This window comes from Staphylococcus sp. HMSC34G04 (assembly GCF_001838765.1).
GTDB classification, from domain to species: Bacteria; Bacillota; Bacilli; order Staphylococcales; family Staphylococcaceae; genus Staphylococcus; species Staphylococcus epidermidis.
The window spans coordinates 149,102-173,657 of record NZ_KV838710.1; the positions used below are offsets into that span (position 1 = coordinate 149,102).

Consider the following 24,556-nt stretch of genomic DNA (forward strand, 5'->3'; position numbering starts at 1 on the left):
TTATTCTTTAAAACGTGCATACAAAGTGTTTTTTAGTTGTAAATCATCTAAAAGACATAATTGATGGATGTCATCTTCTTCTAATTGAGCAATTGTTTGTATAATTTTACGGTTAATATTTAAATCTTTTTTACTCATTGCTAAAAAGAAAACAAGTTTAACTTTATGTTGTTTCCATGTTATAGGTTGAGAAGGTTTAAATATAATCATGTGTGATTTTAGTACTTTTTCAGGGTTGCCGTGCGGGAGTGCTATCCCTTTACCTATATATGTTGAGGATTGTTTTTCGCGATCTATGGCACTTTCTATATAGCCATCTAGAGTTGCATGATGATAATCTAAAATTTCTTTGGATTTCTCAAAAATTGGAAGAATGTGATTTGAATGATTCAGTTTGAAATTGGACTCAACACTCAACTGAATTTTTGATAATATATCATCTTTTGATAATGGGTTTTGCATGGCTTTTATAAAGAATTCGATTTTTTTAGCATCCTCATCTGAAAATAAAGGTGATACTTGTATGACTTTAGGTGTTTGTAAAAGTTGTCTTGTATCAAAGTCTTGAGTAGTAATTAATAAGTCAATCCCTTCAAAATGATAGTCGTTAATATCTTCAAGTTTTAATGTATCTACGATTTGTATTGCATGATTAAGTTGTTTGATTTTCTCAGCGAGTAACGTTGAGATGCCTAAACCATAATAACAAGCAATTACAACATGAATATGTGATGACTTATGACGTTCGATAGAAGACTGAAAATGTATAGTTAAAAAGGCAATCTCGTCTTCACTTAATTGGATATTTGTATCTTGTGATAATTGTCGAATACTATCATATAGTGTATTAAAGACAAAGGGATATAGTCGTTTGATTTGACTTGTTAATGGATTATTTAGATACACATGACGCATTAATCGCAAATATGTACGACTAAAGTGAACGTTCATATTATCTTTTAAAATTGTATCTTGTGAAAAGGGAAAACCAATATGTTGCTCCATTAATTCAACGAGGCGATCGATATAACTTTGGATAAATAGTTGTTGGACCCCTAAATCAAACTTATTGTAATGGTAGCTAATAAAAAAGGAAAAGCATTCGCTTGTTTTATTGTTAAGTTGATATCCAAGCGTTTCGTTGATATCTTTTATACACTTTTTCGCAATAGTTAAAGATTCTGAATCAGTGCTCCAATCTTCTTCCTCTGGTTGAGAATGTTTGATAATTAAAATTAGATGCACAAGTAATTGTTGTATTTTATTTTCAGAAGTTGATAATTGATGATTATCTATATGCTTTGAGATAATTTGCTTTATTTTTCTAGTATGGGCTTGAGGTAACTCTTGTAAAATAAGGTTTTCAACTTTAAAGTCATCGTCTGTAAGTTGGTTGATATGAAGTACAGCATTACTGATACTCGTTGTACTCGCATCGATCATGATACCTTGCTTCTTTTTAATTGATAAATAAATATCAAATTTTATAGCCCACGTTTGTATACGTGTTATATAATCAATCACTTTTGATTTTGTTAAATGGTAAGTTGAAGATAGCTCTTTGATAGTGAATGTATGCTTTTCCATAAATAACCTATAAGCAATTGTGACAAGTAATTTATTCTCTTTTACAATAACTGATTCTAAAGCAGATTGTATCTCATTAGGTGTATAAAGCCATGTATTTAGCAGATAACCTTTAGATTGTACACTTAAAATTAATTCATTTAGAAATGTAGTATGTATAGTTTTAATATCATTACGAATAGTTCTATTAGATACATTTAACTGTTTGGCAATATCATGGCCACTTATATACGTATCTGTATAATTTAATAACAATTTGATGAGTTTGATTTGTCTATCGATCACGATTAATCACTCTTCTCTATATAAACTTTGAGAAAACGCTTCAATGATTTACTTTAATTCTATTATTAAAATTGAACACAATCAATATGGGGAAAACGTGAAAAATATTACCATCATCTTAATTACAATTATAAGAAGTCGTTATTTATAATTAAGTTATATTTTTAGAATAGTGGACATCAATTATTAAAAAGTAAAATTTGAATTAAATTAGATTTGAGTTCGATATATATTAAGTGGTAAAGAGATGAAATTAATATCTCTAATAAAAATTGCTTCACTTTAAACCATGTGGAAATCAGTTCGCTTAAGAGTGAAAGTTAATGGTCCAGTATGATGGTGGAGTATTAGAACAAATGATTTTGTCAGAGAAATAGAGGGCTAAAATGATAAATTCTAAAAAGGTTATAGAATTAATATTTTAAGATGAATAGTACAGTATAGTCACTTGTTCAACTTAATTAGCATCTACAACTACTAATATGTTAACAAGGCTAGGACATGATATGTATCCCAGCCTTGTTTTATGGTATTTAGAAACAATGAGGTTTCATATGCTATTTTGAATTAAACAAATTTTAAAACTTGATCAACGATTTTTGCAACTGTATCTGCAATACCGAATCCCATGTCTACCCAATCTTGTTTTACGTGTAAACCAGCGTTTACAGCGTTATGTAATGATTCAACGATACCTGACATAATAATATAATCCTCCCTTGTTGTTGTTTGTGATACGCTTACATAACTATTTTTAACATACATGTAGATACATGTAAATGGAGTTGAGAAATTTTAACAAATTCTTTAAAAACAAAATAAAATTGAGAACTAGGAATTTGGAATATTGCGACTTCTTGTAATTTAATTAATTGCAATAGATGAACATTGAAAATTAAATGTTAATAAAATTGTGCATTTATTCACAATATCTTCACATCAAATTGCACAAATTATGATAATTTAAATATATAATATTAAGAAATATTGAGGAGTGGTTTTGTTGAGTAACTCAAAAAAAGTAGCCGTTGTCACAGGTGCAGCACAAGGTATTGGCTTGAAAATTGCTGAGCGTCTATTTGAAGATGGATATAGCATCGCGCTTGTAGACTTTAATGAAGCGGTAGCTAAAGAGTCAGCTGAAAAATTATCAAAAGAAGGGCAAAAAGCAGTTGCTTTTAAAGCAGACGTTTCAAATCGTGATCAAGTATTTAGTGTGTTAAATCAAGTCGTTGAACACTTTGGCGATTTAAATGTCCTAGTTAATAATGCTGGTCTTGGTCCAATGACACCAATTGAATCAGTAACACCTGAACAATTTAATCAAGTTGTAGGTGTTAACGTAGGTGGTGTATTCTGGGGCATCCAAGCTGCAATTGAACAATTTGATAAATTAGGACATGGCGGTAAAATTATCAATGCCACATCTCAAGCAGGTGTTGAAGGTAATGCAGGCTTATCTCTATACAGTAGTACTAAGTTTGCTGTTAGAGGATTAACTCAAGTAGCAGCACGTGATTTAGCTGAGAAAAATATTACAGTCAACGCATTCGCACCTGGTATTGTTGAAACACCAATGATGAAAGGTATCGCTGAAAAGCTTGCTGAGGAAAATAACCAACCAATGGAATGGGGTTGGAAACAATTTACAGATCAAATTGCTTTAAAACGCTTGTCTAAACCTGAAGATGTAGCTAATGTAGTAAGCTTCTTAGCAGGTAGCGATTCAGATTATATTACTGGCCAAACAATCATCGTTGACGGTGGTATGAGATTCCACTAAGATAAATATCAATGAGATATAAAAAAGTTGAGTAAAGTTAATTCTAGAGATTTTAAATTTCTAGAATTAACTTTTTTAATTATCAAACATTAACATTCTTCTATTCTGTAAAAATAACTTAAGCTATTTAAGGTACTTTAACCGCTTAGAAAATGGTCAATATTTATAATTAGTAATTAAATTTAAAATTGATGGCGTGATATATTGTGGCATATCTTTTACAACAGGTATGCGCTTAGAAAAATATTCACTCTCAAATCCAGAAACGACATGAAATCTAGCAATTGCAAATATTGGATAATCTTTAGGTAAACAATGATTGATACTTTGATTTGTTTATTGCTTTATCATTTAAACAAACATAGTGATTTTAATTTTTATCATATAAAAGAATGAAGATAAAAAAGATGTATGTGAAAAGTGTGCTCACATACATCTTTTTTATTAATATACAGCTAATTTTTCTAATTGCGCATTTACTTTTGACATATTCGAACGTATCACTGATGCTGATTCATCCATAGTTTTGATGGCTTGCCCAGCATTTTCATTCAACCCATTACACACTACTTCAAATTGTTGAGCCATTTGATCTAAACGCGCTTGAGCTTGAGTATTTAAAATAAACATATCGTCATAATGACTTGGTTCAAAAATCATATTAACAATCGTAGGTTTCGCATTTTCTATAATATCATCTAAGTGATTTTCGAGAATAGGCGACGCAACTTTCAAATCATTTAATAGAGATACCCACTTATCTATTTCACCTACTAATCTTTCAAGTGCAGAAATTACAATTGAAGGACTAAATGGAGAAGCTTTCAATGCAGTAATAATAGCTGGGTTTTTCAACATTGTTTTAATAGAATATATACTTAATTTCGCATTTGTAAGTGCAGTAACTGTTTTATCGATATCATCCTTAACAGGTTTGAAATACTCGTTATATAACTCTTCTACATATTCTGCTAAATCTTTTATGCCCTTATCAATATGATCTTTTAAAATTGACATTTTACGAGTTAAGTAATTGGAAGATTCGATTGAACCGTAAACCATATTTTCACCACTATAACTTATATTAGTATTACCATCCATTATAGTGGCATCTTGTTGAGACATGATATTTTTAATATCTGCTATTTGACGACCATAAATATCATTTTGTTGTTTTACTTGTAAAATATTTCTAGATACCACTTGAAGATGCTTCATCATTTCTTCAGCTACACCATCGTGAAAATCATTATCCAAATTTTGAAATATTTTTTGGATTTTTGCTTCAAGTGTATCGTGAATTGCTTCGATACCCTTTTCTAAATTACGGACTATTTCAGAAATATATTCTTCAAGTGATTTAAGACCTATAGAAGGTATTAAGCCAATTATAGGATCGATAACTTTGTGTACTTGATCAATCGCTTCTTCAAAAGACTGTCGTTTGTGTTTAATGGAATTACATAAGTTTTCCAAGGAATCAAGGCATATTTTATCAATGAAATCACTTTTAAGTTTATGCTTACGATTACTAAAGTTATTGTTTTCATGTTGAGATATATTAAAGCTTTCATTTAGAAATTTAACACATTCAGATAACATTTTACTTGTTTCACCAGTTACTAAATTATGGAGATTTTCTAACTTTTCAATATCTAATTTAATTAATGTGCCAGTACCAGAACGAGAAATAGATTCTCCTGTCCAGACATTTATTGGGATTCGGCCGTCCATGTCTAAAGTAATATTAATCGTTTTAGGTTTTGATTTGCCTTTTTTAGTATCCGTATCCTTAACAGATTTTATCTTTTTAACAGGTATATCTTTGTATGTGTTATTTATTTTATTAAATTCTCTTTTATAACCTAAATGACTATCAGCAAGACCTTCAAGAGTAGGCACACCGGTTTTAAGGTCTACACGTTTCCCGGGATTATTTTTAAATACCGGATCTTGAACCCAAGACAATATATCATAAGTGCTATGATAATTTATAATATTATTATGTTTTTTAGATTTAGTGCCTCTCCAAGACGCTTCAGGTAAGGTTGCAGGATCAGTCGTAACTACTTTTAAATTAGGATTTTTAACACCTGCTAATTTAGCACCAACTGCTCCTTGAGAATTTCCACCACTATTAACTATTTTTACATCTTTAAATCGTTCTCTTTCTTCTCCGTATTTTATATAAAATTCATCAGAATTTAATTTTTTAGCATCATTTATTTTTTTATTGTATTTATTTATAAAACTCTGATTTTGTTTAATTAAAGCAGTACTTTTATTATTATTGTTCATTAATTTTATATTTTGAAGCCAATCATCTGCAAGTTTACCTTTCAAAGGATTGTTAGGATTAATAGTTTCATTATTATCAGTGCCCTGAAATACTATAAATTGTTCACCCGAAGGTATACCGTATCTATCTAATAACTCGTAAACTTTGATATCTGCTGCACCATTAATATTTTGATTATTATTATCTTCATACCCTCCAACTTGTTTAAAATTCTTGTCATTTACTGAAAATGTTTTCAGTTTTTTTGTATCTTGATAAGCCCAAAAGCTATTTAATTCAGCAATATCTCTATCATTGATTTTATTCATGTTTATGCACTCCATATTCTAATGGGTCATTAGCATCATAAAATGCGCGTGTAGAATTAATTTTTGGTTCACTTAATTGTAAAGTTATGTTTGTGTTTTCAGGTTTTTCTTTGTAATGATATAAATCATCACTTAAGAATAATAAATCTTTCTTAGAGTTATTTTTAGTAAAATCAGATTTAGTACTGAATAATGTTGAAACGACTTCAACTTTGGCTTTGAAATTTGTTGCTTCATTTGCTTTTTTCATGCCTTCTTTGAAACTCTTAGAATCTTTTTTTATTAAAGGTTCATAATATTTTCTATAATTATTAATATTAGTAACGTTACCTGCTAAATAATAATACTCATTTTGATATCCAACATTCTGTGTCTTATGTATTGCTTCTTTAGTAAAACCGGTATATTGATATTTTTCTTCATTGTTTTTAAAGAACTTTGTTAAGTTATCATATTTTTCTTTTTGTGCTTTATATTCGAAACCACTTAACACAGTTCCAACCATATTACTCATGGTATCTCCGTTATCATTGCTTCGCATGGAGCCTTCTTCATGTATTGCTTCCTTATCAAAAGGGATGCTTGCATTAAACACAATGTCATGATCATCGCAATGAACGTAGACTTCGACGCCATCACCACTTCCTACAACATTTGTGGCTTTAACATTAAGGCTAAAATTATCTTTAAAAAATTGTTCACCAAGTTTTTCGTATTCTTCACGATGTTTTTTCGCATGTGCGATAGCACTTTTTTCAGCTACTGGTTGGAAACCTTGACCTTTGTATTGACTTGCGGGAACTTCTTCAGGAATTGATTGTGATGAATGTTTTGCTTCTTTATGCACTGTGGAACATCCTCCAATTAATAATGTTGAAACGATAATGGTAGATATCAGTTTTCTCATGATACACCTCAATATAAGATTAGTTACTTTCATTTTAACTTAATTTATAAATTATATAAATAGAATTTATAAAAGTATTAAACAAATATAACATTTTTCACATATTAGTTAAATCGATTTTATAGTATTTTCAAACATATTCGAATAAAAAAATAAAAAGCTTATACAATGTAATTTGATACATGCATAAGCTTTGTCATATGATTAACGATTTTTATTCTGATTATCATTTGTTCCATGATTTTGATTGTTGGAATTATTGTTTGAGTTGCCATTTTGTTGTGAATCAGATTGATCATGATTAGGTTGTGACGACTGTTGTGGTGTTGATTGTGCTGGTTGATGATCTGATTGATTAGTTTTGTTCTGATTCGGTTTCTGTTTGTTATTTTTTGAAGAGTTATTTTTATTTGAACCAGACTGTTGATTATTATTTGGGTATTGATGGTAATTAGGTTGTTGTGCTGGTTGTTCAGTATCTGATTGATTCTCGTTGTTATAGTCATTATTTGTTGGTTGCGTTTGGTCTTGGTGTTGATGAGTATCACGAATCTGATTTGAAGTATCATTTTGTTTGTTTTTGCGATTGTGTTCTATTTTTTCATCATTCTTATTAGAATTCGTATGGTGGTTAATAGCTGCATATAATGAAAAGCCCAATGCACATATAAGAATGATTACCACTATTGTAGCTAAAAATTTTTTCAAAGCGTATATCCTCCATCCTTTTTATCAACTATATTTTATTATAATCCTTTTTTTATTGTAAGTAGAATTATTCTATAAAGTACATTAAAAATTCCATATTTAATTTTCTAGTAATATATTACAAGCTAGAATTATCGTTTAACGTCTAAGCATGATGTCATGACTGAACCATTATGCTTGTTATAATCAATTAATATAAGTATTGTAAGGTAAACAATATAGATAAATGAGATACATTATAGAATAAAAGTTATACTTACATTGTTAAATTAAAAGTTTTACAAATTAAGAAAGGTGGAATAACGATGCGCGTATTATCTAATGAGGAAAGAGTTAAAATCTTATCCGATATAGTGTCAATAAAAACTGTAAATAGCAATGAATTAGAGGTTGCACAGTACTTAGAAAAACTATTTAATCGGTATGGAATTCGTTCACATATTGATACAGTTACAGATGGTCGAGCAAATTTAATTGCAACCGTTGGTTCAAGTCAACCAGTTATAGGAATATCTGGTCATATGGATGTAGTATCTGAGGGAAATCATGATCATTGGACGTATGATCCTTTCACACTCACAGAGGATCAAGGCTATTTATACGGTAGGGGAGCTGCAGATATGAAATCTGGATTAGCAGCTTTAGCCATTGCTCTTATTGAAATTAAAGAAAGTGGTAAGTTAACACAGGGAACTATTAAATTCATGGCAACAGTGGGTGAAGAAATGGAACAATCTGGTTCGCAACAGTTGTTTGAAAAAGGATATGCTGATGATTTAGATGCATTACTTATTGCGGAACCATCATTTCCTAGTTTGGTGTATGCACATAAAGGTTCAATGGACTTTAGAATAAAATCTAAAGGACGTGCTTCACATAGTTCATTACCATTTTTAGGTCAAAATGCTATTAAGCCTTTATTAGAATTTATTCAAAATATAAATCAAGAATATGAAAAAATAACACAATCAGTAAAAGGTGAATCCTTAGATTTTTCAAATATGATAAATAATTTAGGAAGTCAACTACCTAACCATATAACAAAGGAAAAGGCACAAGAGCTTATTCAAGGACTTGTTATGACTAATAGTATTGTTCAAGGGGGAACACAAGTTAATTCAGTACCTGATTTTGCTACAGCTGAATTTAATGTACGCACAATACCAGAATATAATAATAACAAAGTTAAAGCGCTATTTAATGAATATATAGAGCAAGCAAATCAAAATGGTGCTAGTTTGACACAAGAACTTTATCTTGATTTAGAACCTGTAGTAACAACAGGTCAAAATCGCTTGGTAGAGCTAGGGTTTGATATTGCAAAAAGCCATTTTTCTAACGAAAGAGATTTAATCGTTACTCCTACTGTAGCAGTTACTGATGCTTCCAACTTATTAAAAGGAAAAGATGAAAATTTTCCATTTTTAATGTTTGGCCCGGGAAATGGACCTCATCAAATAAATGAGTGCGTAGAAAAAGCCAATTATTTAGAATTTGTGGAATACTATATAGAGTTTATCACTTCATATTTAAATGAAGAGAATGAGTAATAAAGATGTGACGTTACACTCTCCAATATTCAACTTGGAGGGTGTTTTTAATATAACATCGTAAAACTAAACAGTATTTAAAAAATACGCCGTACCATATTGTTCTAGAATTGTTGTTTCTTCAGAAAGTGACGACTTTTTAAATCTATTTCTCAAAATATAGCATTTGAAGTGAAACGTTTTAACTATTTGATATAATAATTAATTTTATTTCATTTTAATTAACTGAAGTGTATTATAACATTAATTCTAAATTAAAATTTTAACATAAATTTTTAAAGTATTGTACAAATTATTTATACAAAAAAATTATAAGTGATAATTATGTGAATTAAATGAAATTTTCATTTACTTTTCAGAAAATTTTAATTACTATTATATAGTAAGTTGTTTTTCATTAATTTATAGGAGGTAATAAAATGAAGAATTTTTCTAAATTCGCACTTACAAGTATTGCCGCATTAACTGTGGCAAGTCCTTTAGTCAATACGGAGGTTGACGCTAAGGATAAAGTATCAGCAACTCAAAACATCGATGCGAAAGTAACCCAAGAATCTCAAGCAACTAACGCATTGAAAGAGTTACCAAAATCTGAAAATATAAAAAATCATTACAAAGATTATAAGGTCACTGATACTGAAAAAGATAACAAAGGATTTACGCATTACACATTGCAACCGAAAGTGGGCAACACGTATGCACCCGACAAAGAAGTAAAAGTTCATACGAATAAAGAGGGTAAGGTAGTTCTTGTCAATGGTGATACTGATGCTAAGAAAGTTCAACCTACGAATAAAGTATCGATAAGTAAAGAAAATGCCACAGATAAAGCTTTCGAAGCAATAAAAATTGACCGTCAAAAAGCTAAAAACTTAAAAAGTGATGTCATCAAAACCAATAAAGTTGAGATTGATGGAGAAAAAAATAAATATGTTTATAACATAGAAATTATTACAACTTCACCAAAAATTTCTCATTGGAATGTGAAAATTGACGCTGAAACGGGTCAAGTGGTTGATAAATTAAATATGATCAAAGAAGCAGCTACTACAGGTACAGGTAAAGGTGTACTAGGTGACATGAAACAAATTAATATTAATAGTGTCAGCGGTGGCTATGCACTACAAGATTTAACTCAACAAGGTACACTTTCAGCTTACAATTACGATGCGAATACTGGTCAAGCTTACTTAATGCAAGATAAAGATAGAAATTTTGTTGATGATGAACAACGTGCAGGTGTAGATGCAAATTATTATGCTAAAGAAACGTATGACTATTATAAAGATACTTTCGGCCGAGAATCATATGATAATCAAGGTAGCCCAATTATTTCACTCGCACATGTAAATAACTTCCAAGGTCAAGATAACAGAAACAATGCGGCTTGGATTGGTGATAAAATGATTTACGGTGACGGAGATGGACGTACATTTACAGCGCTGTCTGGTGCAAATGATGTTGTTGCACATGAAATAACACATGGTGTAACACAGCAAACTGCTAATCTTGTTTACCGTTCTCAATCAGGTGCATTAAATGAAAGTTTTTCAGATGTATTTGGTTACTTCGTTGATGATGAAGATTTCTTAATGGGTGAAGATGTTTATACACCTGGCGTAGGCGGAGATGCCTTAAGAAGTTTATCTAATCCAGAGCGTTTTGGACAACCATCTCATATGAATGATTTTGTTTATACAAATTCTGACAATGGAGGCGTACATACGAATTCAGGTATTCCGAACAAAGCAGCTTACAACACAATTCGTAGTATTGGTAAACAACGTTCTGAACAAATTTACTATAGAGCGTTAACTGTTTATTTAACTTCAAATTCTGATTTCCAAGATGCCAAAGCATCATTACAACAAGCAGCATTTGATTTATATGGCGACGGTATTGCTCAACAAGTAGGTCAAGCATGGGACAGTGTTGGCGTATAAGCGTACCGTTTTAAAATAAAAATATGTTAACAAGTATCTATAAATGAATTTTTAAGAGCCTTAACAAAGAAGAAGTAATGTTAAATATTTACAATTTTTAAAGCCTTAATCGAAATGAGTGTTGACTTAATTTCGACTCAGCCTGAGACAAACTTAACTGTCTCAGGTTTTTTATTTCATCATAAGAGTGAACTAAAATCTTCAGGAATTTTTAAACTAATACAAAGCCGCTTACTTTAACTTGAGGTAAGACTACGGTTTGTCTAGCGTAAGTGTGCCTGCATAGTAATGAGTATAAAAAACCTAATAAGAATAAAAGGGGAAATATAGATAAAATGATAGTTAAATAAACAAATTAATTTTAAATTTGAATGTATGTTTACGTACTTTGTCACAAACGACATAAAAATTCTTATAATTATCAACAATAAAATGATAAAGTATAATTAAATAAAAAGAAATTTTAATTTATAAATTAAAATAAATTAGTTATCTATAGGAGTTGATCATTCAGTGAAAAAGAGTAAACGACAAGATTTAGTAACTATGATTGTTAAGCAAAATCACATTTATAAAAAAGCAGATATAATTGATTACATTGATGATCACTTTGGTGTACGTTATAGCATGACTACTATTGCAAGAGATTTAAGAGAACTCCATATTTATCGCCTGCCTGTGAAGGCAAATCAATATGAATATAAATTACATACGCAGCAGTCTCAATTAGACTCAAGAGTAAAACTTAATGATTACATAGAAACAGAAATTATTAACACTATGATTAAAGAATCGTATATACTAATAAAGACGACACCAGGATTTGCACAAAGCATAAATTATTATATTGATCAGTTACAATTGAAAGAGATTATAGGAACGATAAGTGGTAATGATACGATTATGATTCTTACACATTCCCAGTCTATAGCTGAATATGTCTATTACAAAATATTTAATCATAATTATTCATAAAAATTTATAAAGTTGTTTATTATAAATATAACCTGGTAAGCGCATACATCGTTTATCAGGTGTTTTTTATCTCAATAAATATAAGTGTTGTCAGTTGACTAACTATTCAAATTTATGAATAAAAAACTTTTATCCATAAAGATGTAAAGGTTCATATTACTCAAATATTCATTTTTTCAACGAAAGTATGCAATAGTAATGTATATTCAAACATAATTATGTATTGAATAACCAAATGTTGCGAAACTTTTTACATTTAGTATGTGATAATCATCACGAACTTAGTTATTAATCAGTTTTATACTGATAATGTAGCGAAGAAAAGGAGGAAATGAGTATGACAAATGGACCTATTCAAGTTAACAGTGAAATCGGGAAACTAAAGACGGTATTACTTAAAAGACCAGGGAAGGAATTAGAAAACTTAGTGCCTGATTACTTAGATGGATTATTGTTTGATGATATTCCATTTTTAAAGGTAGCTCAACAAGAGCACGATCGTTTTGCTCAAGTTCTTCAAGATGAAGGAATAGAAGTGCTTTATTTAGAAAAATTAGCAGCACAAAGTATAGAAGATTCAAATGTCAGAGAGCAATTTATAGATGACGTTTTAGCAGAATCTAGAAAAACTATCCTAGGGCATGAAACAGAAATAAAAAAACTCTTTTCAACTTTGTCAAATCAAGCATTAATTAATAAGATTATGGCTGGCGTACGCAAAGAAGAAATACAACTTGAATCGACACACCTTGTAGAGTACATGGATGATAAATATCCGTTTTATCTTGACCCAATGCCTAATCTATATTTCACACGTGATCCTCAAGCTTCAATTGGTAAAGGTATGACAGTAAATCGCATGTTTTGGAGAGCAAGACGCAGAGAATCGATTTTCATTTCATATATTTTAAAACATCATCCTAGATTTAAAGATGAGAATGTTCCTTTATGGTTGGATCGTGACTGCCCATTCAACATCGAAGGCGGAGACGAACTGGTTTTATCTAAAGATGTACTTGCAATAGGGATATCTGAACGTACTTCTGCACAAGCAATTGAACGTTTAGCACGACGTATTTTTAAAGATCCGTTATCTACTTTTAAAAAGGTGGTGGCGATTGAGATTCCAACTAGTCGAACATTTATGCATCTAGATACTGTTTGTACAATGATTGATTACGACAAATTCACTACACATTCAGCAATTCTTAAATCAGAAGGAAACATGAATATCTTTATTATCGAATACGATGATAAAGCTGAAGATATCAAAATCCAACATTCTAGTCATCTTAAACAAACATTAGAAGAAGTGCTCAATGTTGATGAAATTACATTAATACCAACTGGAAATGGTGATATCATCGACGGAGCTCGTGAACAATGGAATGATGGTTCGAATACTTTATGCATCCGTCCCGGTGTGGTTGTAACTTATGATCGTAATTATGTTTCTAATCAATTGTTACGTGAGCATGGTATCAAAGTTATTGAAATTCCTGGAAGTGAACTTGTACGTGGTCGAGGAGGCCCTCGATGTATGAGTCAACCTTTAATAAGAGAAGATCTATAGATATAAGATAGGGTGTTGAATAGATATAGCTTGAGCATCACGAAATACATTCACTTATGCTATTAAATTTGATAGCGACTTATAAAATGAAAGGGGCACATCCCATGAAAAACATCAAGAAACCCTTCGATTTAAAAGGTAAGTCACTGCTAAAAGAGTATGATCTCACAGGTGAAGAATTTGAAGGTCTAATCGATTTTGCTATGACGTTAAAAAGATATAAACAACAAGGCACACCACATCGATATTTAGAAGGTAAGAACATTGCTTTACTCTTCGAAAAGACGTCTACTCGCACGCGTGCCGCATTTACAGTCGCATCTATTGATCTAGGTGCACACCCTGAATTCTTAGGGAAAAATGATATTCAATTAGGTAAAAAAGAATCTGTTGAGGATACTGCTAAAGTTTTAGGAAGAATGTTTGATGGAATTGAATTTAGAGGTTTTTCCCAAAAAACTGTTGAACAATTGGCCGAATTCTCTGGAGTACCGGTATGGAATGGGTTAACTGATGATTGGCATCCTACACAAATGTTAGCTGATTATATGACAATTAAAGAAAATTTTGGATATTTAAAAGGCATCAACCTAACTTATGTAGGAAACGGACGTAATAATGTTGCACATTCGCTTATGGTGGCGGGTGCGATGCTTGGCGTAAATGTACGTATTTGTACACCCTCATCATTAACACCAAGAGATGTATATTTTAATATTGCTAAAGATCAAGCGTCTAATTATGGAGGTTCAGTTAAGATGACTGATAACATTCATACTGCCGTCAAAGATGCAGATGTTATTTATACTGACGTTTGGGTATCAATGGGTGAAGAAAGTGAATTCGAAACACGTATTCATTTATTGAAAGACTATCAAGTAAATAGAAAAATGTTTAATTTAACCGGGAAAGTCAATACGATATTTTTACATTGTTTACCAGCTTTTCATGATACACAAACAGAATATGGTCAGGATATTTTTGAAAAATATGGCTTAACTGAAATGGAAGTGACAGACGAAATATTTAGAAGTGAGCATTCTAGAGTGTTTGAGCAAGCTGAAAATCGAATGCACACGATTAAAGCTGTGATGGCAGCAACTTTAGGCTAGATTTACTACAAGAAAAATAAATAGGGATAAGATCACGTGTATGCTTTATTAAATAAACGAATATTTATTTTTACAAATAGTGTCACATAATAAAAATAACTTTTTTCAAAATCATGTTGAGAGGATGATATAGAACTTCGGTCAATGACTATCAAAGATGTGTCGTTACTCATCTATATCTTTCCGTAATACATCTATATATGTGTATTTTAAAAGGCATATACGTTTTCACTCCCTCCTTCTAAAGGAGAAATGAATATGAATGACACAGGAGATAAAAGATTAGGTCGAACATCATTAATCGGTCTTGTTATAGGTTCGATGATTGGTGGCGGTGCTTTCAATATTCAATCTGATATGGGAGGCCACGCTGGAGGATTAGCAATTATAATTGGATGGTTGATTACTGCTATTGGAATGATTTCATTAGCGCTTGTCTTTCAAAACTTAACTAATGAACGATCTGATTTAGATGGTGGTATTTATAGTTATGCTCAAGCGGGTTTTGGTGATTTTATAGGGTTTGCAAGTGCTTGGGGATATTGGTTCTCAGCTTTTTTAGGTAATGTCGCATATGCAACGTTATTAATGTCTTCTATAGGGAACTTCTTTCCAATATTTAAAGGGGGCAACACATTTCCTAGTATCATAGTGGCATCAATATTATTGTGGAGTGTGCACTTTTTAATATTAAAAGGAGTTGAGACGGCTGCTTTAATCAATAGTATTGTTACTATTACAAAATTAATTCCTATCTTATTAGTGATTATATGTATGATTGTAGCCTTTAATTTTAATACATTCAGGATAGGTTTCTTTGGAATGGATGGATATGGATCATTATCATTTCATTTCGCTAATACGATGTCACAAGTTAAAAGTACGATGTTAGTGACAGTTTGGGTATTTATTGGTATTGAAGGTGCTGTTGTATTCTCCGGAAGAGCTAAAAATAAAAAAGATGTTGGAACTGCCACTGTTATCGGACTTATTTCAGTATTGCTCATTTACTTCTTGCTGACTGTATTAGCACAAGGTATTGTAATTCAAAATCATATTTCTAAACTTGAGGCACCATCAATGGCACAAATTTTAGCTTATATTGTTGGTGATTGGGGAGCAACATTTGTCAATATTGGTCTTATTATTTCAGTATTAGGTGCATGGCTAGGTTGGACATTACTTGCCGGAGAGTTGCCTTTTATTGTAGCTAAAGATGGTTTGTTTCCTAAGTGGTTTGCAAAAGAAAATAAAAATGGGGCACCTATGAACGCCTTATTCATTACTAATGTATTAGTTCAAATATTCCTTATTAGCATGCTGTTTACCAAAAGTGCCTATCATTTTGCATTTTCTCTCGCGGCAAGTGCTATACTTTATCCATACATGTTCAGTGCGTTTTATCAGGTGAAATATACAATAGAACACAAGTTAACTGCAACGCCTAAACAATGGATTATAGGAATTCTAGCATCTATTTATGCAATTTGGCTGGTTTACGCGTCAGGTATAGATTATTTGTTACTTACCATGTTGCTCTATATTCCGGGGATTATCGTCTATGTAGTTGTTCAAAAAAATAATCAAAAGCGACTTACACAATTTGACTATATTTTCTTCAGTCTTATCGTTATTTTAGCATTGATAGGGTTATTACGATGATGTAATTTATATTTTTAAATGTTATAGATATTGATCAATCATGAGTTATAAAGGGAGTTTAATCGATAAAAATCAAACAAAGAAGAGTATATAAAATATTTGATATTTAAACTATTGGTATAATAAGAACAGTGGTCCATAGTAAATATTGTCTGTAGTATATACAGAATTCTAATAAATTTTAAATCGGAGAAATTATAGCGTCCCCTTTGACCATAGTCTAAGGCAATAAGGAGTTATTTTTATGACTGGAAATCAAATGTTTTGTAGAGAAAATGAACTTGATGAAAGTTTTAAACAATTAGCATCTTATATCAATATTCCTGTAGGCGTATTACTGCCATTTAAAAGTCAATGTTTTGTGAGACATTACAACAAAGGACAAATTGTCTACTATTCGTCTGATGAAACCACGCATATTTACCTACTCTTAAAAGGTAATATTATGAGAGAAAACTTTAATTTGAATGGTGATGTATATCGATATTTGAATAGAGAAAAAGTGCTCTTTCCTTTAAATAACTTATTTCAAGATAAAGTTCCTAATGAAATGTGTACAGCCCTAACAGATTGTGAAATGATTGGAATACCAAGAGATTTAATAGAATATTTATGTAAAAATCACGAAGAGATTTTTGTGAAATTATTCTCCTTATTAAGCGAAACACAATGTCAACATATTGAATATAATATGGCTTTAACGAGTAAACTAGCTAAAGAACGCGTGACTAAGATTTTACGTTACCTATGTCAAACAGTAGGTTATGATCATGATGAGTTTTATGAAATTAAGCATTTTATGACAATACAGTTATTGAGTGATATGGCAGGAATATCTAGAGAAACGACGAGTCATATCATAAATGAACTTAGAGAAGAAAAAATACTCTTTAAAAACAGTAAAAATTGGTTGGTTAGTAAAGACTTATAATGTGTGCGTATCACTCATACATAATTGAAGACAAACGATGGTCGAATAGGTTTCTATGAAATCATTCACTATCGTTTTTTTTTATTTCATGATTTATTGCTTTAGAAATACATCATATTTAAAGGTTAGACAATCTATAGTAAATCAACTTGTTTAATATAGAGAATAAAATTTTAGTTCCGCATTGGAAAGTATAGAAATTTATATAATCTATAGTCAAAGTTGCGTTTTTTCTATAAATTGATAAAAAGAATAAGTAAAATAATAGATAATACAGTAGAGGAGTGACACATATGGCTTTAATAACAATGAATTACAATTCACCAACGATAGGAATGCATCAAAATTTAACGATTATTTTACCGGAGGATGTAACATTCTTTGATAGTTCAAGAACAGCGAAACAATTGAAATCAATGTTGTTATTACATGGATTGTCTAGCGATGAAACAACTTACATAAGATATACAAGTATCGAGCGTTATGCAAATGAACATCAACTTGCGATTATAATGCCTAACGTCGATCATAGTGGCTATGCAAATATGGTATATGGACATAGTTACTATGATTACATATTAGAAATTTACGAATACGTACATCAAATTTTACCACTTTCTAGAAAAAGAGAAGATAATTTTATTGCAGGACATTCAATGGGCGGTTATGGAACGATTAAATTTGCGCTAACTCAAAGTGATAAATTTGCTAAAGCTGCACCACTTTCAGCAGTTTTTGAAGCACAGCGACTCATTGATTTGGATTGGATTGATTTCTCTCCACAAGCTATCACCGGAAGAGATAGTCAAATTAAAGGTACAGAACTCGATACGTACTACTTACTTGATCAAGCCATCGATGCTAATGTAGATATTCCTGAATTGTTTATCATGTGTGGTAAAGAAGACTTTTTATATCATGATAACCTTCAATTTATTGAGACATTAAATAAAAAAGGGGTTTCTTATAAGTTTGAAGATGGTCCAGGAGATCATGATTATGCTTATTGGGATAGAGCTATTAAACGTGCGATTGAGTGGTTTGTCCAGTAATGATACAAAGGGTTGAATTTGGATATTTAGGCGGACATCTTATTAAACGAATATAAAAAATTGTTACTCGTCTTAGTATTCTTCTCTTATTGATTTTGTTCGGTGTTACAGTTAATCAAGATGACAGGTAAGGCAACTATAGTTATTTATTAAAATTAACATGTTCACATATCATATATTGTTTATTAAAGTTAATAGAGATATGATGAAAATAAATACAAAAGTTTATAAAAGGGGATAAAGTATTAAAAAATGAAAACAGTATCTAAATATTTAGTGTATACCATGATATTATTTACGTTTTTCATAGTTGTTAGTGGATGTACGATTAATCAATCTTTTGGTAATAAACAAAATGCAAATAAAACGATACGTGTTGTTGCTGTAGGTGATAATTTAATTCACCCAGTTGTATATAAAGATGCACAAATTACGGGGAATAGTTTTGATTTTAAACCCATGTATCAACCAGTAAGAAAAGACATTCAAAACGCAGATATTTCTTTTGTTAATCAAGAATCACCATTAGGTGGGGATGATAGGCCTTATTCAGGATTTAAAAACTTTAATACACCGAGTAGTATTGCTCAGGATTTAGTAGATACAGGCTTTAATTTTATAAACGGTGCAAACAATCATGCCTTAGATCAAGGAGAGCAAGGTGTAAGAAATCATATTCATACTTGGAACAAATTTAAAGATCAAGTTTTGTTCACGGGTGTATATGAATCAGAACAAGCACACCGTCAAATTCCTATTAAAACAATTAAAGGTGTGAAAGTTGCTTTATTAAGTTACACATTTGGTACAAACGATCATCAACCAACTCATGATTATACGGTAGATACGTTTGATGAAAATAAAATTAAGCAAGATGTTAAGAAAGCCAAACAACAAAGTGATGTAGTACTTGTTTCAGCACATTGGGGTAATGAAGGTAAGCATCAGCCTAACGCCACTCAAAAAAAATATGCACAAATTTTCGCTGATGCAGGTGTTGATGTAGTTTTAGGTACACATCCTCATGTGATTCAACCAGTAAAATGGGTTGATGGTAGAGAAGGGAATCGTACACTCGTAGCATATTCTTTAGGAAATTTCTTGAACGGTCAGTCAACAGGGGATGAAAGTAATGATTTATTAGGCCGAATAGATTTTAAAATTAGTAAGAAAGATAAACAGTTTCAAGTTCAAGATGTGAAGTGGAGAAGTATGGTGAATTATTACGAATTAACTCAACACCAAAACCGGTTCCTTAAGTCGAACTTTAAAGTGATGATGCTAGATGATTATAATGATAATGATGCGGCTCATCATGGACGAAATCAAAGATATGATTCAACAATGGCCCCTAATCACTTACGAGATATTACACGTTCAGTCATTGATCAACAATTTTTAGATAATCGAAGTTTATAAATAAGCAAAGTAAGCCTCACATTAAAGAATGTGCAGGCTTATTTGTATATTTGGAATTTTTAACTCGGAAGTTAAAACAAATTCTAAAACTATAGCAATGGCTAAAGATATGATTGAGTTCATTAAAAAAGGCGTCTTAAGAATGATTTATTAGAGTCATCAATGTTTGTGATTATTTATACATTTTACTTTTAATTGATATAAAATATAACGTTAAATGAATGTTGTTTCACGGGAAACGTCATTTTTTAAGTTTCAACTTCTATAAAGATATATTTAACACCCGTATAACTAGAGAATCATACGGGTGTTTGAATTGCTTATATTATAGAATTTTAAAAAGATATTAAGATGATTTGTTTTGTGATGCGAATGCTTTAGCTATATTACTTAATTTAGCTGGTGAATCTTCAACAGCCATTTTCACTTCTACAAAGTGCATGCGATCACTATTAGATTTAATGTTTTCAAAGGTGAGCATGAGTTCTTCTGAAGTATTTACATCATGAACTAAAACATTGTCACCACCAAATACAGAAGGTAATGATTTGTAATCCCACATGCGAATGTCATTGTAAGGTTCTTTCATACCATGAATCATTCTCTCAACTGTATAACCATCGTTATTAATTACAAATATTACAGGGTTTAAATGTTGACGAATCATTGTAGATAATGATTGAACAGTTAATTGTAGTGAGCCATCACCAATTAATAGAATGTTTCGACGATATGGATTTGCAATTTGTGTTCCTAACGTTGCTGGTAGTGTATAGCCGATAGAACCCCATAATGGTTGCCCGATAAAAGTATTATCTTTGTACAAGGCTAAGTCATAAGCACCAAAGAATGATGTACCTTGTTCAGCGATTAAAATATCATCTTGTTGTAAAAAATCTTGCATCATATTGAAATAAGTCTCTTGAGTTAATGGCTGATCACTAAGTTCATAATTATGTGCTTGTGGTCTCTCGAATTGTGGGAAATCATTAGTATTTTTGTAGTGAATATACTTATTTAAACCATTTAATATATTTGGTAATGAAAATGCTTCGATGCATGTATCATTAATTTTAAATTCATTATGATTTAGCATAATCACATCATTAATATCAAATTGATATGAGAACCCAGCTGTTGCAGAATCTGTTAATTTAGCACCAATATTCAAAATGGCATCACTTTGATTGACATAATCTTGAATATCTTGTTCTGCTATTGAACCATCAAAGATACCCATATAATAAGGATTTTCTTCATTAAATGCACCTTTACCTAAAGATAACTGAACAACTGGAATTTGAGTTTGATTAACGAATTGTTCGAGTTCTTTATGCAGATGGAAACTATTTATTTCATGGCCTGTAATAATGACAGGTTGTGTTGCCGATTCAAGTTTGTCTTGAACCATATTGATATAAGTTTGAACGTTTTTTTGTGGTTCTACTTCTGCTTTGAATGGCTTTGAAACTTCAATCTCTGTGAGTGCGACATCAATAGGTAAATGAATGTGAACTGGACGACGTTGTTGAATCGCCGCGTTGATTACTCTTGGAATTTCTGTGGTAGCATTATCAGGTGTAATATAAGCTTGCGCTGTTGTAATAGGCTCAAACATTTTTCTATAATCATCAAAAGTTCCTTCGCCAAGGGAATGGTGAACGTATTTGCCTTCTTGTTCTACAGCTCGAGTAGGTGCCCCAGTGATGGCAATAACTGGCACACGCTCAGCATAAGATCCAGCGATTCCGTTGACAGCACTTAATTCACCCACTCCAAATGTTGTTACCATTGCACCGATGCCATTAATACGTGCATATCCGTCAGCGGCATAACTTGCATTAAGTTCATTTGTATTTCCAATCCATTTAATATGATTATGTGCAATAATATCATCTAAAAAGGCTAGATTAAAATCTCCTGGGACACCAAAAACTTTGTCAGCACCTGCTGAATAAACCGCGTCCATTAAATATTGTCCTACGCGTTGTTTCATATATAATTCCACCTTTGATTTCTTTTATCTTACAAGTATCATAGTAACGTCAATCTGAAATAAAGTCAACTAAGTTGACCTATTAAAAGTTTGAACAGTTTCTGAAATATATGACTATCAGTCAAAAGTTTATTATAATAACGATATTGAATAAAAAAGGATAGTGTTAAATGTCTAAAAATAAAAATGATTACGAACATATGCTGTTTTACTTCGCGTATAAGACTTTTATTACTACAGCGGATGAAATTATTGAGCAATATGGCATGAGTCGCCAACATCATCGATTCCTATTTTTCATTAATAAATTACCGGGTATAACAATTAAAGAACTTTTGATTACGCTTGAAATATCTAAACAAGGATCGCATGCAACGTTACGTAAATTAAAAGAAGAAGGTTTAATTATTGAACAAACATCTAAGCAGGATAGACGAGTAAAAAAACTTTTTACCACTGAAGCGGGTGATGATTTAATAGGTAAGTTAAACCAAGCACAAGATGAATTAATTCAACAGACACTACAAAAAGTAGGCCATGATTGGTACGCGATGATGGAAGAACTAGCTAATTATCGTGAAGGCTTCAAAACAATTGAACATTTGAAAGAAGATTGACAAAGATGTTGGAACATAAAGGTCTTAGACGAAGAAAAAGACAATTTCTATATTTATTCAATAGAAATTGTCTTTTTTATAATTACTCAAACTAAATTTAGTTCATTGAGTTACTATCTATTTGCTTCTATTGCATAGGCAAAAAATTTAACTAATTATCACTTTTAAATGGTGGTATTCTCTTAATTGACCAACATGTGACGAATTTCGTAGCACTGTAGGAAATCCATAGATCTGAAGAGACCTGAAATATTTTAAAAGATCGTAAATACATTCAATACTTTTTAAAGTTTGATGTATTGATGTTTGGATGCCTTACCTCTCTCACTTTAATATGGCGGTAATCTTGCTCAATGAGGATATTAATATTTTAGATATATTACAATAACCAAGTGCGTATCTTAGATATTAGCCAACAGCTACAATAATTACGTCCTTATAAATTGTTTATATCTAAAAAATTCACAGAGATCTTTTCTTTTTTGTTTAAATTACTCTATAAAATTAACTTTGCAACAGAATCTCTTTTTCTTTTGCAACTCAAACCTCTTATGCTTACTTTCATTTCTTTATATGATTCTTAAAAACTCATTTAGCTTTGATTAGAATACCTCTCAAATTGAACAATACATAAAGTATTAGGATGAATCTATTTGATAGTATTTTAGTTTATTTCAAAAGGACAAATTATATTAAGCTAAGTCATTACAAGGTCTTTCAATTTTTAATGTATGAAAGTATAAGAATCAACCTCGGAAGCAGATATTGTACGTGTTGAAACGATATATGGTGCTACCCAGTTCATTTCAGAAATAAATATGCTTCCATCCTTATTAACACGTTCAACATACGCAACGTGACCGTATGGGCCATTGGTCGTTTGCATGATTGAACCTTCTTTTGGTGAATGATCGACTTTAAAACCAGCACTTGATGCTTGTCCTGCCCAGTTTCTTGCGTCACCCCAGAAAGTACTTATTGTATGTCCGTCTTGTGCACGTTTATCAAAGACGTACCAAGTACATTGACCTGCAGTATATAAATTATTCTTATCTGTGAATATGGGTTGATCAACGATTTTTCCATTACCAATAGCTAATGGTTTTCCATCATTTGTCTTAGTTTTATCATTGAATTCAGCAATTTGCAACTCATCATATAATTCATCCATATCAATGGTAGTAATCATTCCATGCTTATCTTTGTGATAAGCATTTTTTTTAGTATCAGATTGATAGTTATCTTTCATATCATCAGACGTTGGTGGTATTACAGGTTGTGGTGTATCAGTTTCATTTAAAATGTCACCTTGGTCATTTCTATGATTTTGAGGATCAGGTGTTTCAGATAATTGATTATTACTTTGATGATTTTGAGATAAGTTAGATACTTGATTGTTATAAGGTGATAACTGAACTGAATTATTTTGGGATGGGTAATGATTTATTTGATTATTTGATGGCTGATATTCTTGTTTCTTCTTATTTAATGATGATTGTGTGTTTCTATTGTCATATGTATAGGAAAACGTACCATCCTTTTTATTTACTTTAAAATCTGCATTGGGATGTTCTTTTCTAGCTTCATCAATATTACTGTAGTTAGCAGCATAAGTATTAGTAGTTAAAGTAAGGCCGCTTAATAATGTTATAGACGATATACTGGTTAATAATATTTTTTTCATGTTAATCAATAATCCTTTACTTTAAATGATTTATTATTAGTATAAACTTCAATAGTAAAAAAATGAATAAAAAGTTAAAAATCAAATAAAAATAATGTGTTGAATAAAACAAATCACTTAAATTTGTTAAAAAGAGTCTGGGACATAAACCCTAGAGAAATAGCC

At 31.0% G+C, this 24,556-nt stretch carries 18 protein-coding genes and 1 pseudogene; 11 read left to right on the forward strand and 8 right to left on the reverse strand.

Annotation, left to right across the window (positions count from 1 at the left end; genetic code table 11):
* Complete coding sequence (locus tag HMPREF3241_RS03340) at positions 1-1,872, reverse strand: BglG family transcription antiterminator (protein ID WP_070853450.1); 1,872 nt, start codon at positions 1,870-1,872, stop codon at positions 1-3.
* A 567-nt stretch (positions 1,873-2,439) separates the two neighbouring features.
* Positions 2,440-2,574 (reverse strand): beta-class phenol-soluble modulin, encoded by a 135-nt coding sequence (locus HMPREF3241_RS03345; RefSeq protein ID WP_001831873.1) that lies wholly within the window; start codon positions 2,572-2,574, stop codon positions 2,440-2,442.
* A gap of 301 nt (positions 2,575-2,875) precedes the next feature.
* Between HMPREF3241_RS03345 and HMPREF3241_RS03350 the strand changes: the two genes are divergently transcribed.
* The gene (locus HMPREF3241_RS03350; protein WP_002486877.1) at positions 2,876-3,655 is read left to right on the forward strand and encodes a (S)-acetoin forming diacetyl reductase; all 780 of its coding nucleotides are present in this window, start codon (positions 2,876-2,878) and stop codon (positions 3,653-3,655) included.
* A gap of 444 nt (positions 3,656-4,099) precedes the next feature.
* On the opposite strand, the gene HMPREF3241_RS03355 is transcribed toward HMPREF3241_RS03350, so the two are convergent.
* The 3 genes from HMPREF3241_RS03355 to HMPREF3241_RS03365 all read right to left on the reverse strand — a co-directional run bounded on the left by HMPREF3241_RS03355 (position 4,100) and on the right by HMPREF3241_RS03365 (position 7,877).
* Positions 4,100-6,262 carry a coiled-coil domain-containing protein gene (locus HMPREF3241_RS03355; RefSeq protein ID WP_070853451.1) on the reverse strand — a complete coding sequence of 721 codons (2,163 nt, stop codon included), beginning with the start codon at positions 6,260-6,262 and terminating at the stop codon, positions 4,100-4,102.
* Positions 6,255-7,169 carry a DUF1672 domain-containing protein gene (locus tag HMPREF3241_RS03360; protein ID WP_083324160.1) on the reverse strand — a complete coding sequence of 305 codons (915 nt, stop codon included), beginning with the start codon at positions 7,167-7,169 and terminating at the stop codon, positions 6,255-6,257. Before HMPREF3241_RS03360 ends, HMPREF3241_RS03355 begins: the two co-directional genes overlap by 8 nt.
* 204 nt (positions 7,170-7,373) lie before the next feature.
* Positions 7,374-7,877 carry a chromate transporter gene (locus tag HMPREF3241_RS03365; protein WP_070853453.1) on the reverse strand — a complete coding sequence of 168 codons (504 nt, stop codon included), beginning with the start codon at positions 7,875-7,877 and terminating at the stop codon, positions 7,374-7,376.
* A gap of 305 nt (positions 7,878-8,182) precedes the next feature.
* On the opposite strand from HMPREF3241_RS03365, the gene HMPREF3241_RS03370 reads away from it, so the two are divergent.
* The 9 genes from HMPREF3241_RS03370 (at position 8,183) to HMPREF3241_RS03410 (ending at position 20,094) form a co-directional block, all read left to right on the forward strand.
* The gene (locus HMPREF3241_RS03370; RefSeq protein WP_002501383.1) at positions 8,183-9,427 is read left to right on the forward strand and encodes an ArgE/DapE family deacylase; all 1,245 of its coding nucleotides are present in this window, start codon (positions 8,183-8,185) and stop codon (positions 9,425-9,427) included.
* Positions 9,428-9,846: 419 nt separating this feature from the next.
* Positions 9,847-11,370, forward strand: a complete 1,524-nt coding sequence (locus tag HMPREF3241_RS03375) for a M4 family metallopeptidase (protein WP_020362973.1) — start codon at positions 9,847-9,849, stop codon at positions 11,368-11,370.
* A 513-nt stretch (positions 11,371-11,883) separates the two neighbouring features.
* Positions 11,884-12,345 carry an arginine repressor gene (locus HMPREF3241_RS03380; protein WP_070853454.1) on the forward strand — a complete coding sequence of 154 codons (462 nt, stop codon included), beginning with the start codon at positions 11,884-11,886 and terminating at the stop codon, positions 12,343-12,345.
* 337 nt (positions 12,346-12,682) lie between these two features.
* Positions 12,683-13,918, forward strand: coding sequence for an arginine deiminase (gene arcA / locus HMPREF3241_RS03385; protein ID WP_002446960.1), 1,236 nt, complete (start codon positions 12,683-12,685; stop codon positions 13,916-13,918).
* A gap of 104 nt (positions 13,919-14,022) precedes the next feature.
* Positions 14,023-15,030: an ornithine carbamoyltransferase gene (gene argF, locus HMPREF3241_RS03390; RefSeq protein WP_070853455.1), complete on the forward strand. Its 1,008-nt coding sequence runs from the start codon at positions 14,023-14,025 to the stop codon at positions 15,028-15,030.
* Between the two features lie 258 nt (positions 15,031-15,288).
* Complete coding sequence (gene arcD / locus HMPREF3241_RS03395; RefSeq protein WP_070853456.1) at positions 15,289-16,692, forward strand: arginine-ornithine antiporter; 1,404 nt, start codon at positions 15,289-15,291, stop codon at positions 16,690-16,692.
* A 244-nt stretch (positions 16,693-16,936) separates the two neighbouring features.
* A complete protein-coding gene (locus HMPREF3241_RS03400) occupies positions 16,937-17,623 on the forward strand; it encodes a Crp/Fnr family transcriptional regulator (protein WP_001831835.1) in 687 nt (228 codons plus the stop codon).
* A 293-nt stretch (positions 17,624-17,916) separates the two neighbouring features.
* Positions 17,917-18,675, forward strand: a complete 759-nt coding sequence (locus tag HMPREF3241_RS03405; RefSeq protein WP_070853457.1) for an alpha/beta hydrolase — start codon at positions 17,917-17,919, stop codon at positions 18,673-18,675.
* Between the two features lie 252 nt (positions 18,676-18,927).
* Positions 18,928-20,094, forward strand: a complete 1,167-nt coding sequence (locus tag HMPREF3241_RS03410) for a CapA family protein (RefSeq protein ID WP_070853458.1) — start codon at positions 18,928-18,930, stop codon at positions 20,092-20,094.
* Positions 20,095-20,440: 346 nt separating this feature from the next.
* Here the strand turns inward: HMPREF3241_RS03410 and HMPREF3241_RS03415 are convergent, their stop codons facing one another.
* Complete coding sequence (locus HMPREF3241_RS03415; protein WP_002496635.1) at positions 20,441-22,090, reverse strand: alpha-keto acid decarboxylase family protein; 1,650 nt, start codon at positions 22,088-22,090, stop codon at positions 20,441-20,443.
* A gap of 170 nt (positions 22,091-22,260) precedes the next feature.
* Here HMPREF3241_RS03415 and HMPREF3241_RS03420 point away from each other — a divergent pair, with 170 nt between their 5' ends.
* A complete protein-coding gene (locus HMPREF3241_RS03420; protein ID WP_002446968.1) occupies positions 22,261-22,707 on the forward strand; it encodes a MarR family winged helix-turn-helix transcriptional regulator in 447 nt (148 codons plus the stop codon).
* Between the two features lie 182 nt (positions 22,708-22,889).
* Here HMPREF3241_RS03420 and HMPREF3241_RS13125 read toward each other — a convergent pair.
* Both HMPREF3241_RS13125 and HMPREF3241_RS03425 read right to left on the reverse strand, forming a co-directional pair.
* Positions 22,890-23,074, reverse strand: a pseudogene (locus HMPREF3241_RS13125) (IS6 family transposase); the annotation flags it as partial.
* 357 nt (positions 23,075-23,431) lie between these two features.
* Positions 23,432-24,391 (reverse strand): CHAP domain-containing protein, encoded by a 960-nt coding sequence (locus tag HMPREF3241_RS03425; protein WP_070853459.1) that lies wholly within the window; start codon positions 24,389-24,391, stop codon positions 23,432-23,434.
* Positions 24,392-24,556: the final 165 nt, after the last annotated feature.